The sequence below is a fragment of the Reichenbachiella sp. genome, from assembly GCF_965223055.1.
Lineage (GTDB): Bacteria > Bacteroidota > Bacteroidia > Cytophagales > Cyclobacteriaceae > Reichenbachiella.
The window spans coordinates 181,510-197,392 of record NZ_CBDCVM010000012.1; the positions used below are offsets into that span (position 1 = coordinate 181,510).

12 protein-coding genes are annotated in these 15,883 nt (G+C 38.7%); 5 read left to right on the top strand and 7 right to left on the bottom strand.

Features of this window, described 5'->3' with window-relative positions; all coding sequences use genetic code 11:
• Positions 1-54: 54 nt before the first annotated feature.
• Together ACOQO5_RS16100 and ACOQO5_RS16105 are read right to left on the bottom strand one after the other, a co-directional pair.
• A complete protein-coding gene (locus tag ACOQO5_RS16100; protein ID WP_420582717.1) occupies positions 55-1,275 on the bottom strand; it encodes an FtsX-like permease family protein in 1,221 nt (406 codons plus the stop codon).
• A 3-nt stretch (positions 1,276-1,278) separates the two neighbouring features.
• Positions 1,279-1,659, bottom strand: coding sequence for a ribosome-binding factor A (locus ACOQO5_RS16105; protein ID WP_420582718.1), 381 nt, complete (start codon positions 1,657-1,659; stop codon positions 1,279-1,281).
• A 297-nt stretch (positions 1,660-1,956) separates the two neighbouring features.
• Here ACOQO5_RS16105 and ACOQO5_RS16110 point away from each other — a divergent pair, with 297 nt between their 5' ends.
• Positions 1,957-3,372, top strand: coding sequence for a hypothetical protein (locus ACOQO5_RS16110; protein ID WP_420582719.1), 1,416 nt, complete (start codon positions 1,957-1,959; stop codon positions 3,370-3,372).
• 8 nt (positions 3,373-3,380) lie between these two features.
• Here the strand turns inward: ACOQO5_RS16110 and rpiB are convergent, their stop codons facing one another.
• From rpiB to glyA, 3 genes are read right to left on the bottom strand one after another with little or no spacing between them, the layout of a single operon-like run.
• A complete protein-coding gene (rpiB, locus tag ACOQO5_RS16115) occupies positions 3,381-3,809 on the bottom strand; it encodes a ribose 5-phosphate isomerase B (protein ID WP_420582720.1) in 429 nt (142 codons plus the stop codon).
• A gap of 23 nt (positions 3,810-3,832) precedes the next feature.
• A complete protein-coding gene (gene tatC / locus ACOQO5_RS16120; protein ID WP_420583431.1) occupies positions 3,833-4,660 on the bottom strand; it encodes a twin-arginine translocase subunit TatC in 828 nt (275 codons plus the stop codon).
• Between the two features lie 13 nt (positions 4,661-4,673).
• The gene (glyA, locus tag ACOQO5_RS16125) at positions 4,674-5,963 is read right to left on the bottom strand and encodes a serine hydroxymethyltransferase (RefSeq protein ID WP_420582721.1); all 1,290 of its coding nucleotides are present in this window, start codon (positions 5,961-5,963) and stop codon (positions 4,674-4,676) included.
• Positions 5,964-6,239: 276 nt separating this feature from the next.
• Between glyA and ACOQO5_RS16130 the strand changes: the two genes are divergently transcribed.
• From ACOQO5_RS16130 to ACOQO5_RS16145, 4 genes are all read left to right on the top strand, one after another.
• Positions 6,240-8,573, top strand: coding sequence for a PAS domain S-box protein (locus tag ACOQO5_RS16130; protein WP_420582722.1), 2,334 nt, complete (start codon positions 6,240-6,242; stop codon positions 8,571-8,573).
• A gap of 57 nt (positions 8,574-8,630) precedes the next feature.
• Positions 8,631-9,029, top strand: coding sequence for a response regulator (locus ACOQO5_RS16135; protein WP_420582723.1), 399 nt, complete (start codon positions 8,631-8,633; stop codon positions 9,027-9,029).
• A 141-nt stretch (positions 9,030-9,170) separates the two neighbouring features.
• Positions 9,171-10,073: an ABC transporter ATP-binding protein gene (locus ACOQO5_RS16140; RefSeq protein WP_420582724.1), complete on the top strand. Its 903-nt coding sequence runs from the start codon at positions 9,171-9,173 to the stop codon at positions 10,071-10,073.
• Between the two features lie 24 nt (positions 10,074-10,097).
• On the top strand, positions 10,098-13,721 hold the full coding sequence (locus tag ACOQO5_RS16145; RefSeq protein WP_420582725.1) for an ABC transporter permease/M1 family aminopeptidase: 3,624 nt from the start codon (positions 10,098-10,100) through the stop codon (positions 13,719-13,721).
• Between the two features lie 32 nt (positions 13,722-13,753).
• On the opposite strand, the gene ACOQO5_RS16150 is transcribed toward ACOQO5_RS16145, so the two are convergent.
• Both ACOQO5_RS16150 and rfbB read right to left on the bottom strand, forming a co-directional pair.
• Positions 13,754-14,782: a nucleoid-associated protein gene (locus tag ACOQO5_RS16150; RefSeq protein ID WP_420582726.1), complete on the bottom strand. Its 1,029-nt coding sequence runs from the start codon at positions 14,780-14,782 to the stop codon at positions 13,754-13,756.
• A gap of 63 nt (positions 14,783-14,845) precedes the next feature.
• The gene (rfbB, locus tag ACOQO5_RS16155) at positions 14,846-15,877 is read right to left on the bottom strand and encodes a dTDP-glucose 4,6-dehydratase (RefSeq protein ID WP_420583432.1); all 1,032 of its coding nucleotides are present in this window, start codon (positions 15,875-15,877) and stop codon (positions 14,846-14,848) included.
• Positions 15,878-15,883: the final 6 nt, after the last annotated feature.

Consider the following 15,883-nt stretch of genomic DNA (forward strand, 5'->3'; position numbering starts at 1 on the left):
GAAAATTCAGCTCGCAAAATAGAGAGAAATTTTTATCTATGATATCTCAAAGATCTATTTGTGTTGAATCCCTTGACGAGAAGCCATGATGGCTGGTTGTACGGATGCCACAAAAGTGATAAAAATAATAGTGAAGGCTGTGAACAGAAAGTCTGTTGCAATAATTTCAATAGGGTAAGCCTGGGTTACTGATGAAGCTACACCCATGGAAATAATGCCATAAGTTTGTTGTAGCCAGGAAATAGTGAATCCCAGAATGAGTCCGCTCCCCGCTCCGATAAAGGCAATGATTGCTCCTTCGGTTAAGAATATCTTGCGAATAAGTTTTTTTGAAGCTCCCATCGCAAACAGGCTACTAATATCCGGCTTTTTCTCAATGACTAGCATGGAAAGAGAAAAGAAGATGTTGATGGAAGCGATGCCAACAATCATGGAGAAAATGATGAATACAAAAAGTTTCTCAATCTTCAGTACCTTATATAAGTCGGCATGCTGTTGGTCGCTATTGAGCACCGTATAGGAATCTCCTAAGGCCTTCGATAGTTTCGACTGAATCCTCAACAAATCCATTTCGGGATCTACCATCAGTTCCAATGAAGTGCGCTTGTTTTTATAGTCAAATAATCTTTCTGTAAAACTTATAGGCACAAAAACATAGTTGTCGTCGTATTGTTGCTCCAAGGCGAAAACAGCACCAGGCATTATATTCGCGCGATTATAATATTTGTACGGGTCTATCGTACCCGGTTTTACATTTTTTGGGTAGAAAAACTGTAAAGCCAAAAAATCATTACGAAGAGAAACGCCCAGATTGAATTGTATGCCTCTACCGATAATAGCATACAATGTATTGTTGTCTTGAAATTTCAATTCCCCTTGTCGAATAGCATCCTTCATTCGCCCCTGTTCGACAAAATTGTCACTCATGCCTTTTATCTTGACAATCATTTGGGCGTCGTTGTAGCGAATCAGAGCATTGTCTTCGATGACTTCTGTGATGTCCAGAATACCATCTATGCTTTCAATTTTTGTTTTTAGGTCTTCAGTAAATTGAAATGACTTGCCTTCACTGGGTAAGACCTGTAAAGGTGCATCGAAGGTGCCGTAGATGGATCGCAAAAGTCCTTCCATTCCATTGAATACGGAGAGTACAATGATCAAAGCCGCGGTACCGATAGACACCACCAGCATAGATATAATGGCTATGATGTTTATGAAATTTTTCTTCTTCTTAGAGAAGAAATAGCGTTTCGATATAAAAAATGGGAGGTTCAAATGTTAATCTTCACTTTCGTCTTCTTCCGATGCAGGTGGGATATGAAGACCCGACAATAAATCTTCGATTTTCTGAGCGTTTTCTTGGGTGTCATCCAGATAGAAATTGAGGTCAGGGACTATTCGCACCTGTTTGCCTATTTTTAATCCGAGTGCCTTTCTGATTTCACTCTTTTTAGATTTTACTAATTCAAGAAATGCTGGTTCATCATCTACCATCATGAGGCTCAAAAAAACTCTAGCAAAGCTCAGGTCAGGGCTGACTTCTACATCTGTTATGGTAACGAATGCATTGCCAAACCAATGTCTGGAATCTCTTTGGAATAATTCGCTCAGGTCTTTTTTAATCAACCCTGCGTACTTCAGTTGTCTCGTGCTACTCATATCTCACTGCAAATATCCCGATTAATCCGTGATTATTCGTTTTGCGTAACGAATAATTGACGAAAATACTGATATTCAGTTTTTTGTCAGGATTAACTCAGACATTTATAGTTTCTTATTTGATGAAGATAATATTCAAATCGTCAGAGTTAATTTATATTATATTTTATTAAAACCTTATTTTCGTCGGCGTTGAGTTTCATAAAAAATAATAAGTTGCCCCTAAAGCACTAAGCAGACAAGGAGAAAATCTATTTTTGTGGCTTGAGAATATTGTCAAATCAAACTAAATAAATCTTGCTAACATTCTTTAAAACCAATGATCCTTACCGCTTAGTTGGTGTTTTTTTGCTTTTGTTGGTGATTCGTGTGCCCATGTTTATCTCAGGGGTTCCGATGATTTTGCCTGAGTTGAAGTGGTTGTTGATCGGTGAGCGATTGGGTTCTGGTGATTACATCATGTATCAGGATGTTTGGGATTATACGGCACCACTGGCCGTGTTAGTATACAAATGGTTCTTTATCATATTTGGCAAGACTCGAGTGCCATATTTCATTCTTTCTGTTTTACTGGTAGTTGTGCAGGCTGGTGTTTTCAATAATGTGATGCTCAGAAACAAAGCGTACAATGGAAGTACCTATGTGCCGGCACTCTTATACATGGTTTTCATGAATTCGTATTTCGACTTCCTGACACTATCGCCGGTTTTGCTTAGTATGACTTTTGTCCTACTTGCGATGAATAATCTCTTCAAGCGGATGGATAATCAGACCAAGGATGAGCTATTCATTTTCACGGGAGTATTTCTCGGAATTGCCGCATTGTTTTATCTGCCTTCTGTTTGGTATTTTGTAGTGACTATTCTTTCGCTGGTACTTTATACCGGGTCTATTCTCAGGAGAATGATGCTGCTTGTTTATGGGTTTGTTATAGTTGCAGGCTTAGCAAGTTTGTATTTCTATTGGTATGATGATTACCTTATTTTCCAGCATCATGTGGTGAATTCACTATGGACTATTGATACCTTCAAATATCTAAACTGGACCGAGTTAACAATTATCACTACGGTACCACTATTGATTTTCTTCACCTCTGTTTACAAAGTTCGTAAACTAGGCAAATACATCAACTTTCAGGAAAAGATACAGCAGGTGATGCTGATGTTTTTTTTATCAGGCTTTTTGGCTATGATGATGGCAAGGGAGATTTCTACCTATCAACTCATACTGTTTGTACCTACAGTGGCCTTTTTTGTTGCACATTATGTGTTGATAATCAAGAACTGGATAGTTGCTGAACTAAGTGTTGGTATCATCGTGATCTTGGTGTTGTATAACCACCTGGCTTTTTCAAATAAATGGTTTCATGTAGATCGGTTTGTGAGCTACGAATCTATGATGATTGAAGAAAGTGAGTATAGTCGACTCTTGACAGGGAAGAAAGTACTTGTCTTGGGTGATGATTTGCACCATTATAAAAGCGCTTCTTTGGCCACCCCCTATCTCAATTGGCCCTTAAGTCAATTACAATTGAAAGCACTTAATTATTATGATAACAGTGCGGAGGTATTTGTAAAATTCAATGAGGATTTACCCGAGGTGATCATCGACCAGGAGCAAACTATGCCGGAATTATTGAGGATCATGCCGACGATTGCTTCGCAATACATTCACCATGAGGGGTATCCTGAAATCTATTTATTAAAGGAGTAGCAATTTTTTTAACAAGAAATTTTGTCTACTCTATTTTGATGTCTACCACCCTCAAAGTCAGTCGAAACAAATGCCGAAACCATTTCTTTGGCTATGTCTAATGATACAAATCTGGCCGGAATGGCAATTACGTTGGCATTATTATGTTGACGGGCTAGTTCTGCCAAATCTTTTTGCCAACATAAGGCTGCACGAATGCCTTGGTGCTTGTTGGCAGTCATGGCTACACCGTTACCACTGCCACAGATCAAAATACCCAGATCATTTTCAGAACTTTCCACGGAAGTGGCCAAAGGATGGACATGATCGGGATAGTCTACCGAATCACCTGTGTCAGTGCCAAAATTCTGCGTGCTATGACCTGCAGCTTCTAGCATATCAATAATTTCCTTCTTGTATTCAAATCCGGCGTGATCTCCTCCTATGGCAATTTTCATGGTTTTGGGTTTTGATTATAAAATTAATCTAAATCTCTTGAAATGTTTTTGAACGTCTTGTTTGATATCATGATACTAAACTGGTACAGGCCAATCAAAGGAATTGCAATCAGTATCTGACTAAAGGGGTCTGGTGGTGTGAGCATAGCTCCTAACAAAAATATTGCAACAATGCCGTGTTTTCTATAACTCTTCATAATATCCGGAGTTAACAAACCAGCCTTAGTCAGGAAGTATACCACCATGGGTAGCTGAAACAAAAGTCCACATGCCAGTACCAAAGTAGTAACGGTAGAGACATAGGATACAATGTCAAATTCGTTTAGTATCGAAGGATCCAATTGGTAATTAGCTAAAAAATTTACCGAAAGAGGAGTGAGGATTAAATACCCAAAAAGTACGCCTATAGTAAATAACAAGCTCACGTAAAAAACTGCTCCTCTGGCTAGTTTTCTTTCCTTGATATAAAGGCCAGGACTGATGAATCTCCATATTTCCCAAAAGGCATAAGGAAAAGCCGCAATGATACCTACTGCAAATGATGAAGTAATGTGCATCGTAAACTGACCAGTCATCTGTCTACTCTGGATGATGAAAGGTAGCTTGTCAATGCAGAGTGCCTCTACCTGGATCAGGTTACCGATATGGCATAGTTGCTGATAAGTCCAGAAATCAACTCTTGAAGGTCCCAGTATCAGTGTCCCAAACACAAATTCTTTTGAGACGAAGGCAGCTATAGTGAATACACTGATAGCTATGAAGGCACGAATAATGTGCCATCTTAGTTCTTCGAGATGATCCAAGAAGGACATCTCTGACTCATCTGCAAGGTGTTGCTGATCCGCGGGCAGTTGTTGCATGTACTTATACTAGAGTATCTAAATGCTTGTATAACGGAAAGTCCGCCATCCAGTTATTGACTTGTCCTCTTACAGCGGCTAAGTTTTCATCGCTTTCAGGATTCATCAAAACTGTATCGATCAAATCGACGATTTTTGTCATATCCGCTTCTTTCATGCCTCTGGTAGTCACAGCAGCAGACCCAACTCTAATACCTGAAGTCACAAACGGAGATTTGTCATCGTAAGGCACCATATTTTTGTTGACAGTAATGTCAGCTCTTACTAGTGCATTCTCAGCTAGCTTTCCAGTCAAGTCCTTAGATCTTAAATCTATTAGTGCGCAGTGGTTGTCTGTTCCTCCTGAGATCACATGATAACCTTTGCTCATAAAAGCGTCAGCTAGCGCGCGACCATTTTTCTGAACCTGAACGATATATTCCATGTAGTCGTCAGAAAGTGCTTCTCCAAAAGCAACAGCCTTCGCGGCAATAATATGCTCTAATGGTCCACCTTGTGTCCCTGGAAAAACGCCAGAGTCCAACAATGCAGTCATTTTTCTTAGCTCTCCTTTTGGGTTTTTCAATCCAAATGGGTTTTCGAAGTCTTCTCTCATCAAGATCATACCACCTCTTGGACCTCTCAAAGTTTTGTGCGTTGTGGTAGTAATGATATGACAGTATTCTAATGGATCGTTGAGTAGACCTCTTGCTATTAAACCAGCTGGGTGAGAAACATCGGCCAGCAATATGGCACCGACTTCATCAGCTACTTCTCTAAATTTGGCATAATCCCAATCTCTACTGTAGGCAGAGGCACCACAAACGATCATTTTAGGCTTTTCTTTTTTTGCCACTTCTTCCAATTGATCGTAATCAATTCGGCCAGTTTCTTTGTCCACACCATAGAAATGTGGCTCATATAATTTTCCGGAAAAGTTTACCGGAGACCCATGTGTCAGATGACCTCCATGCGAAAGGTCGAATCCTAATATTTTGTCTCCAGCTTTCAAGCAAGCCAACATCACTGCTGCATTGGCCTGTGCACCTGAGTGTGGCTGAACGTTTGCCCAGGTGGCGCCAAACAATTCTTTGGCTCTATCAATGGCAATATTTTCAGTTTGATCAACTACTTCGCATCCGCCATAATATCTTTTGGCTGGCAATCCTTCAGCGTATTTGTTTGTCAATACACTTCCAGCAGCTTCCATCACTTGTGTGGAAACAAAGTTTTCCGAAGCGATTAATTCAAGGCCGTTTTCCTGACGTTGTCTTTCTTTTTCGATTAAGTCAAATACTTGTTGATCTCTCTGCATGATTTATGATTTTCTATGAGGCGCAAAAATACGAGAAGGCAAGATGTAAACAAAGAAATCCAATGGGGTGAAGAAGAAAATTATAAGATTGGAAAAATTTGAATTGAAAAATGGAAATATCGTATGAATCTTATCTTTTGGACCCTCTGAATTGCGATTTATTCCTTATATTTTCGAACTATTTGAAAAGGTCTTACTTCCAAAATCAATAACAAGCGCTGTTCTTAATTGTGAAACCTAACACAGGCCTATGGATTGGTCCATGAACATTAGTCAATGAGTGAGATAGATATCCAACAAAGCTTATTAAGTATAGTAAAGAATCCTATATTCAGAATAGATCATTCTGGTCAGATATTGGAATGTCATGTTCATAAGGAATTTAATGCATTACCTATTTCTGAGAGACTGGTTGGTAGAAACATTAATCAATTTGACTATTTGCCCAATGGGGTAGATGTCGTTCGATTCTGTTTAGATAATCAAAAATCAGAAACTACTTTTTTTTCAGTGCCTGATACTGAAGGGGCAGAAAAGTATTTCGAAGTAGATATAGAGCCAGCTTCAGATTCGGAGGTAATTGCCATTGTAAGAGAAATTACTCACAGAAAAAAGCAGGAGGCAGAGCTTATTCAATATTATAATCTTATCCAGAACATATATCAAGGAACAGCGGCTTCTACGGGGCATGCTTTTTTGGATCACCTTACTCAGCAGCTTTGCAAGGCATTCAACGGTGACTTTTCTTTTATCGCCCTTTTCGATAAAAAGGAACTGAAAACGGTTTCGTTTTCTACTTATAATAAAATGTTGGAGCAAGAATCATGTAAGATTGAGGGAACTCCGTTTGAAAACCTTCACCACGAAGAGATAATAAGTATTCCGGCTGATTGTCAATTGGTTTTTCCTAATTTCGAACTTCTTCAAAAAAGAGACATCCAGGGTTTAATAGGCATTCCATTGTTTTATCCTGATAATAATAAAAAGGCTGCAGGGGTGATGTGTGTAATGTTTAACAAGTATTACCACACTTTTCAGCACTATGATAAAATTCTGAAGATCTTTTCAACCCGAGCGGCAACAGAACTTGACCGACTACACAGAACAAAGCTGTTAGAAGATAGTGAGGAAAAATTTAAGGCGATGTACTATAATACTCCGGCCTTATTTAATTCGGTGGATTCAGAAGGAAAAATTACTGAAGTTGGCGAATATTTTTTGGAAGCTACGGGTTTTACTCGTGAGGAGGTTGTTGGAAAAATGGCATTTGATTTTCTCACACCTGAATCTAAATCTTACGGTTTGTCTAAAGTCTTTCCTGAATATGTTCAAACGGGGTATTGCAAAGACATACCGTTTCAGTTTGTGAAAAAGAATGGAGAAATTATGGATGTGTTATTTTCATCCGTAGTTGTCAAAAATAAGGCAGGAGAGTTTCTAAAGTCGCTGACGAGTTTGCAAGACGTCACTGAGGTAAATAGTCGTAAACGAGCCATTATTCGAAGTGAATCCAAAGTGTCAGAAGATGCTCAAAGATTGCAATCGCTTTTTGATCATTCTCCAGTAGGAATAATTATTCACTCCAAAGGAATAATCAAGAAAATCAATGCCGAAGTAGTGAGACTGACCAAAGCAAAATTTGCCAAGGAGATTTTAGGAAAAAGTCCGATGGATTTCATTCACCCGGATTCTCAGGATGTGGCTAGTCAACGGATTCATAACATTTATACAAAGAAAACTGCTCACAAGAATGAACAAAAGTTTATTTGTATGGACGGAAGTGTCATTTGGGTGGAGGCTATGGGAACTTTAATTTCATTTGAAGGTGAGCCTGCTGTACAAATTGCAATTTATGATATCACAGAAAGAAAATTGGCTCAGGAAAAAGTATTAGAAAACGAAAAAAATTTACAGAGACTTAATGGACATCTTACACGCCAAAATAATCAATTGGAGGAGTTCGCTCATATAGCATCGCATAATTTGCGAGCACCTATCACTAATATGATGTCCCTAATTCAAATCAAAGAAAGTGAACAGGATGAAGCTACCGATCATTTTGTCTGGGAAAATTTGAAAAAGGGTGTAGCCAATTTGGATGAAACAATAGTCGAGCTTAATGAAGTTGTCAAAACTTCTTGGGAACTGGATAAAAGAAAAAGGAAGGTCAAATTATCACGAGTGCTTGATAAAATCCTTGCAAGTATAAAAAGTGAATTGATCGAGGTAGGAGGTAAAGTGGAGGGAAACTTTACAGCATTTGACTCAATTATATACCCGAAAGTCTATATTGAAAGTATATTGATTAATTTGATAACTAATGGGTTGAAGTACGCAGACTCCAAACGCTCACCTTTAATTCGTGTTAGAACATTCATTGAAAATGGGATCAAGTACATGGAGGTGCAGGATAATGGGCTTGGAATTGAAATGGATAAGTATGGTGACAAAATATTCGGACTTAGAAAAACATTCCATAATCATCCAGAAGCTCGAGGTGTAGGCTTATTCATCACGAAAGCACAAATAGAGTCTATGGGAGGAGCGATCAGAGTTGAGAGTAAAATAGGTGAAGGATCGAATTTTATTATTAATTTTGGAACAGAGTGAAATTAAAGCACTTACAACCAGCTGAAATATAGCGCTTGATTTTAGGAATAGCAGTAAATGAGCGAAAAAAAGAAAATTGCCGTAATCGATGATGATGAAGTTTTTCAACTGATCATCAAAAAGCAAATCGAGATGAAGAATATCGAATGCGATATCCTGAACTTTTATAATGGTCAGGAAGCTATCGATTTCTTCAAGAAATTAGAGGCTGAAGGGGCCAACGGGAATGCACCGGACTTAGTGATGTTGGATGTCAACATGCCTGTCAAAGATGGTTGGGGATTCCTTGAAGATTACGCACATATTTCTAAAGAGATTAAGAGTAAAATCAGCTTGTATATGGTTACGTCTTCGGTAATTCAGTCAGATATAGACAGAGCAGGAAACAACGCTGATATTGTTGGTTTTGTAAGCAAGCCACTCACCAATGAAAAGCTTGAGGAAATCTTCTCTTAAGCAATAATCTTCTTCAGATTGTAAGAATAGTAAGGCAACGGACACAAATGAATTGTTCGGTTGGATTTTAGTGCCTTGTGCATAGTTGTTATTTTTAAAACAACATTTCACCAACATTAAACAAAAACTCATTACAGCCTTATGAAACTTGAAATTAAGAATCTTTCTAAAACGTATGCCAATGGCGTACAGGCACTCAAGGATATCAATCTTGAGATTAATACTGGTATGTTTGGTTTACTTGGACCAAATGGAGCTGGAAAATCCAGTCTGATGAGGACTCTGGCTACACTTCAGGAACCAGATTCCGGTACAGTCACTTTCGGTGATATTGACGTCCTGAAACAAAAAGACGATGTCAGAAAATTATTGGGCTACTTACCCCAGGAGTTTGGCGTGTATCCAAAAATATCAGCAGAAGTATTGTTAGATCATTTGGCTGTTCTAAAAGGCGTTACGATTAGGTCTGAGAGGAAAAATCTGGTTTCCTCCTTACTGCATAAGACCAACTTGTATGAATCCAGAAAGAAAAACCTAGGAGGATATTCTGGAGGGATGAAGCAGCGTTTCGGGATTGCACAGGCATTGCTTTGCGATCCTAAATTGATCATTGTGGATGAGCCAACAGCAGGTTTGGATCCTGCGGAAAGAAACAGATTTCATAATCTGCTAAGCGAATTGGGTGAAAACACGGTGGTTATCCTCTCAACTCACATTGTAGAAGATGTCAAAGAGCTCTGCACTGATATGGCCATTATCAATAAAGGGCAAGTGCTTCTCAAAGGTAATCCGATGCAATCGATTGATACGATTAAAGGAAAAATCTGGAAAAAGGTGATTGAAAAATCAGAACTGGAAGATTACAAGGAGAATTATCAGGTCGTCTCTGAAAAATTAATTTCGGGTAAGCCAATTATTCATGTGTATGCAGACAGCCTACCCGATGGTTCTTTTGAGTCTGTCGATGCGGATTTAGAAGATGTATACTTTGCTCAGATTTTTGGTGCCGAGCAGAAGGCACTCAATGAGCCAGTAGCTGTTTGATTTTCGAATTTAAATTTTAAAACTATGTTTTTTGAAATATTCAAATTCGAACTGAAGTACAGGTCGAAGCGACCAGCTACTTATATTTATTTTGGAATTCTTTTCTTAATGGCATTCCTGGCCATGACTACGGATATAGTTAGAGCCGGTGGAGCCAATGCCATGGTCAAGGAAAATGCTCCTGCCGTCCTGGCTGCCATGACTATGAATATGTTCTTGATCATCATGTTTATGGCGTCAGCAGTGATGGGAGTAGCAGTACTCAGAGACTTTGAGCACAAAACAGAGTCTTTGATGTTCAGCAACCCGATTAAAAAACGAGACTATTTATTCGGAAGGTTTGCCGGATCATTCGTTGTGATGGTTTTCATTGCCAGCGGATTGAGTTTGGGTTTTATGTTAGGAGAGTTTTGGCCAGGTATAGGCTCTTGGTGGCCTGGACGTGAGGCAGACAAGCTACTGCCTTTCAATGCCTGGTACTATTGGCAGCCGTTTTTTGTGGTGATTATCCCCAATTTGTTTTTCACAGGTGTGTTGTTTTTTGCCAGTGGTTCTTTGAGTAGAAATATGCTGGCGGTATACACACAAGGTATTGGCTTTTTTGTGCTGTATAGAATCGCAAGAAATTTCACTGGAGACTTAGATAATAAACTCACAGCAGCCATTGTAGATCCTATGGCTTCGAGTACTATTCAATATATGACTCAATACTGGACAGTGGCCGAACAAAATACCTTACTTTTGCCACTGGAAGGAGCTTTTCTATGGAATCGTGTGCTCTGGATTTCCTTGGGAATCATAGGTCTAGTTGTGACGTATTATAGCTTCAGCTTTGATGTGGTGCGTACCCCGTGGTTTGGTCGAAAGAAAAAGGCCACCGAGCAAACAAAATTAGAACCTATAGAAGTAGAAATACCTAAGATCTCCCGGTCATTTGGTAAGGGATCGATCTTCAAACAATTGGTCAAACAATCCATATTCTATTTCAAAGTAGTCACAAAAGAAGTGACATTTTTAGGGATTGTACTGAGTGGTTTGGCATTGATATTTATCAGTTCTACCAACATGAATAGAATGTATGGTGCAAATACCTATGCCAGTACTTATGCGGTCCTAGAGCTGATTAGCGGATCATTTAGCATCTTTTTTGTGATCATCGTGGTGTTTTTCTCTGGCGAATTGATTTGGAAGGAGCGGGCAGTCAAGATGGATTTGATCTATGATTCTATGCCGGTAACTGACGCGATCAATCTACTCAGCAAATTTTTCGGGATGCTTTTGGTATATGTTGTGCTTATATTATCCCTGATTGTATCCGGAATTATTGTTCAAACGGCTAAAGGATATTATGATTATGAGATTGGGCTATATTTTACCGACCTATTCTCAAGCACCTTTACTTTTCTGGCACTGTTTACCATGTTGTCTTTTTTTATACATGTCATGGTAAACAACAAGTTTTTGGGACATGCGGTTATCATATTATTTTTCATTACCACTGGGATTTTATCTTCATTAGGATTGGAGCATAGCCTTTTTCAATTTGGGTCAGCTAACCTTGGGACATATTCGGATATGAATGGCTACGGTCATTATGTTACGTCATTTTCTTGGATGGACTTGTACTGGTTTGGATTCTCATGTTTTTTAATGGCCATGGCCATATTCTTTGCGGTAAGAGGTTCGGAATCTATTTTGAAGACCCGGTTTAAAATAGGCAAGCTGAGATTGACAAAGCCGGTGGTGACTTTCATTCTTAGTTCATTGATGATTTTTGGCCTTTCGGGATGTTATATTTATTACAATACCAACATTCTCAATGAATACCAGAATAGCGATGAACAAGATGAGCTACAGGCGGATTATGAAAAACAGTTGAAAAAATATGTAACGCTTGCCCAGCCAAAAATTGTAGATATCAATTTGAGTGTGGATATATATCCTGAAACTAGAGATTTTACTGCACAGGGTTACTATATCATTTCTAATAAATCAAATGAAGTGATCTCGGATGTGCATATTCAAGCTGGCTCCGATCAAAGTTTGAAAATTTCAAATTTGGAATTTGAAGGAGGAGCTGAAATCAAAGAGGAATTTAACAAGTTTAAATACACCATTTATTCATTAAACAAACCCATGAATCCTGGAGATTCGATTAAAATGGATTGGACTGTGGAATTTAAAACTGTTGGTTTCGTGGAAAGTGGTTCCAATACGAGTGTAGTCTATAATGGTACTTTTTTCAATAATTTCATGTTTCCTTCATTTGGATATAATGAAAATTTTGAGCTCACGGCTATTGACAAAAGAAAGGAGCAAGATTTACCTGAAAAGGAAAAAATGCTCAAAAGAGACGACCCAAGAGGATTGTCAATGTCGCTGTTGACAGATGATGCTGACAGGGTCAATTTTGAAATTGTAATGAGTACTTCTCCAGATCAGGTGGCTATCGCACCCGGCTATTTGCAAAAGCAATGGGAAAAGGATGGGAGAAGCTACTATCACTATAAAATGGACAAGCCAATACTTCCTTTCTTTTCTATGATATCTGCTCGATATGAAATCATGAGAGATGTGTGGGTAAGTGCTGCAGGTGATTCCGTTGATTTGGAAATTTACTATCACAAGGGCCACGAGTACAATTTGGACCGTATGATGAAATCGATGAAAAAGTCCTTCGATTATTTCACCACTCATTACAGTCCTTATCAATATGACCAAATGCGTATCATGGAGTTTCCTAGATACTCTTCGTTTGCTCAATCTTTTGCCAATACAGTTCCTTTTTCTGAAGGCATTGGTTTCAATTTGAAAATTGAAGAAGATGATGTGGATATGGCTTACTATGTAACGGCTCATGAGCTGGCGCATCAGTGGTGGGCACATCAAGTCACGGAAGCCAATGTGCAGGGCAATGCGATGCTTTCTGAAACCATGTCGCAATACTCTGCCCTGATGGTGATGAAACAAGAGTATCCCCCAGAAATGATGCAGAAATTCTTGAAGCATGAATTGGACAGATACTTGCGTGGACGAAAATCTGAGACGCTACAAGAACGTCCTTTGGAACTTGTAGAAGGACAAGGATATATTCACTATCGCAAGGGATCAGTGATCATGTATGCTTTTCAAGACTATATCTCAGAGGATAGTGTGAATGTTGCACTCCAACGATTCATTGCAGACTACGCTTACCAGGAAGACCCTTATGTGACTTCAGATATGCTGGTAGACTATTTTAGAGAAGTGACACCAGATAGCCTTCAATATATTATTGATGATATGTTTGAGAACATCACTTTGTTTGAAAATAAAGCTAAGACTGTGAGTTATAAAAAGATGGGAAAGAAGCAATACGAATTGGAATTGATCTTTGAGTCTAAAAAACTAAGGGCTGACAGCCTGGGCAATACCTCTGAAATTGCAATGGAAGACTGGGTGGATATAGGAGTCTATGGAAAGCCGACAGATGGCGAAAAAGATCGTTTGATTTATTTGAAAAAGCATAAAGTAACCGCTGGTGAGGCATCTCTGAAAATAATGCTTGACGAAGAACCAGTGAAAGCGGGAATAGACCCGATCAATAAATTGATTGATAGAAACCCGGATGATAATGTCAAGTCTGCTGTAGAAGCATTGGGTAGCTAGTATAGGAAAGGGGGGCTGAGCAGCTCCCTTTCTTATTCTTCTCTTTCGAAGTAAAGCGTATAAAAATTCTGCTTTCTATTTTCATCAAACCCGCGTTCTATGTTATGACGATTGCCATGCACATAGACATGAAAGTTTTTGTCTAGTTTGATCACTGAGCGAATGAAACGCTTGGTGTTTTTAATGGCTGGTTTAGAAATATCGAAATGCTCAAGATTTAATTCTGGCTGTTCCACTTGTTTCTTCTCTTGAAAATTTTCAAAGTGTTCAATGAGCTCTGGTGCTTGGAGTATTTTTTCCTGATAGTCAGATTGATCAAATTGATCATTGGCCTTGATATAATCTATGGATTCATTGACGAAGGCAATTTTTTCGGTCTTGGTCTGACCTGCAAAAGCTTCCTGCGCGAATTCCTGCATGTTGTTGATGATACTTTGAGTATGAAAATATTCATCATTAAATGGCTCTACACCTAAAAAGTCTTTTTGCCAATATTGCGCGTTACTTGATTTGTTGGTTTTGTCTACCATCATGGTTTGGTAGCCATTCTCAGCATCTGTGTTGAAAATAATGAGGCCTTTGTCTAATTTGTTGATGCTGATGCCTTCTTCACTACTGATGTCGAAAACTCCACCGTGGCCCATGATTTTGATATAAGTGTCCTTGTTTTCGACTTTGAAGATCCCAATCGCATCCGTTACTTCATCTCCTAGTACGCAATCTTCGAAATAGGTGACCATCACGTCTCCGTCTTTTATATTCTGATTTCTTGAATGCGTATAAAGATGTTTGGCAATCTCAATTGATTTTTCATGCAGGTGGTTAGGCGATTCAAATATGGCCTTTACATAGCTGTATATTTCATTGTATTCCAACGATGTTTCATGTGTGAATCTAAAGCGCTCTTCAGCTTTAAAGGATTTGAAAAAATATTTGACCAATAGTTGATTTAAATCACGATCGACGATATTCAATGCTTGAGAAGAATTGATCAGACCATCTTCCTCTGTGATTTTATGAATGGCAAGGGATTTAAGTACAACTTCTGAAGAAATATCCATAGGAAATCAATTGATTAGAAAATCTAAATTAGGGAGTAATTGAACCCAATTCCAAGAAGAAATTTACTTATTGAGGTATGCGCCAGACTTGATGTCGGCCAACCATTGTTGGTTGGCTAAATACCAATCCACAGTTTTTTCAAGTCCTTCCTCAAACTGCAAGGAGGGTTTCCAACTAAGCTCTTTAGATATTTTCGTGGAGTCGATAGCGTATCTGTGATCATGACCTGCGCGATCAGTGACGAACGTAATGAGTGATTCGCAGGTGCCAGGAGCTCTATTCAGCTTCCTATCCATAATTTGGCAAAGTAGTTTTACCAGATCAATGTTTTTCCATTCGTTGAATCCACCAATGTTATAAGTTTCTCCTTTTGCTCCTTTATGAAAGACCGCATCTATCGCTGTGACATGATCATGAACGAAAAGCCAGTCTCTAATATTTACACCCTTACCATATACGGGTAAAGGTTTTTCATCTATAATGTTTTGAATGCAAAGAGGAATTAGTTTTTCAGGAAACTGATTGGGTCCGTAGTTATTAGAGCAATTTGATATTACTACCGGCAAATTATAGGTATTGCTATAAGCTCTAACAAAGTGATCTGAGCTAGCCTTAGAAGCTGAATATGGAGATTGTGGATCGTATGCAGTGGTTTCGTAAAAAAACTCGCCATCTGCTAATGAACCATACACTTCGTCCGTTGAAATATGATAAAACAGCTTATCTACTTTGTTGTTTTTCCACAGTGCTCTGCAACTGTTCAATAAGTTTACTGTCCCAATAATATTGGTGTTGACAAAAGCCAATGGGTCTTCAATTGAGCGATCAACATGAGACTCCGCAGCAAAATGAATGACACTGTCAAATTGGTGTTCATTGAAAAGTTGATCCAATAGATCACTATCACAAATATCTCCTTGAATGAAATGATAGTTTGGTTCTTTATCAATCTCGGTCAAGTTGTTTGGGTTGCCCGCATAAGTAAGCTTATCGAGATTAAAAATTTGATAGTGTGGATATTGACGAACAAAATACTTTACGGCATGCGATCCGATAAATCCAGCCCCACCCGTAATTAATATTTTCTTTGCCATCATCTA

Coding starts and splice junctions, on each gene's coding strand:
- ACOQO5_RS16140 (WP_420582724.1), top strand. CDS start 9,171: ATGAAACTTGAAATTAAGAATCTTTCTAAAACGTATGCCAATGGCGTA.
- glyA (WP_420582721.1), bottom strand. CDS start 5,963: ATGCAGAGAGATCAACAAGTATTTGACTTAATCGAAAAAGAAAGACAA.
- ACOQO5_RS16150 (WP_420582726.1), bottom strand. CDS start 14,782: ATGGATATTTCTTCAGAAGTTGTACTTAAATCCCTTGCCATTCATAAA.
- rpiB (WP_420582720.1), bottom strand. CDS start 3,809: ATGAAAATTGCCATAGGAGGAGATCACGCCGGATTTGAATACAAGAAG.
- ACOQO5_RS16130 (WP_420582722.1), top strand. CDS start 6,240: ATGAGTGAGATAGATATCCAACAAAGCTTATTAAGTATAGTAAAGAAT.
- ACOQO5_RS16105 (WP_420582718.1), bottom strand. CDS start 1,659: ATGAGTAGCACGAGACAACTGAAGTACGCAGGGTTGATTAAAAAAGAC.
- ACOQO5_RS16145 (WP_420582725.1), top strand. CDS start 10,098: ATGTTTTTTGAAATATTCAAATTCGAACTGAAGTACAGGTCGAAGCGA.
- rfbB (WP_420583432.1), bottom strand. CDS start 15,877: ATGGCAAAGAAAATATTAATTACGGGTGGGGCTGGATTTATCGGATCG.
- ACOQO5_RS16135 (WP_420582723.1), top strand. CDS start 8,631: ATGAGCGAAAAAAAGAAAATTGCCGTAATCGATGATGATGAAGTTTTT.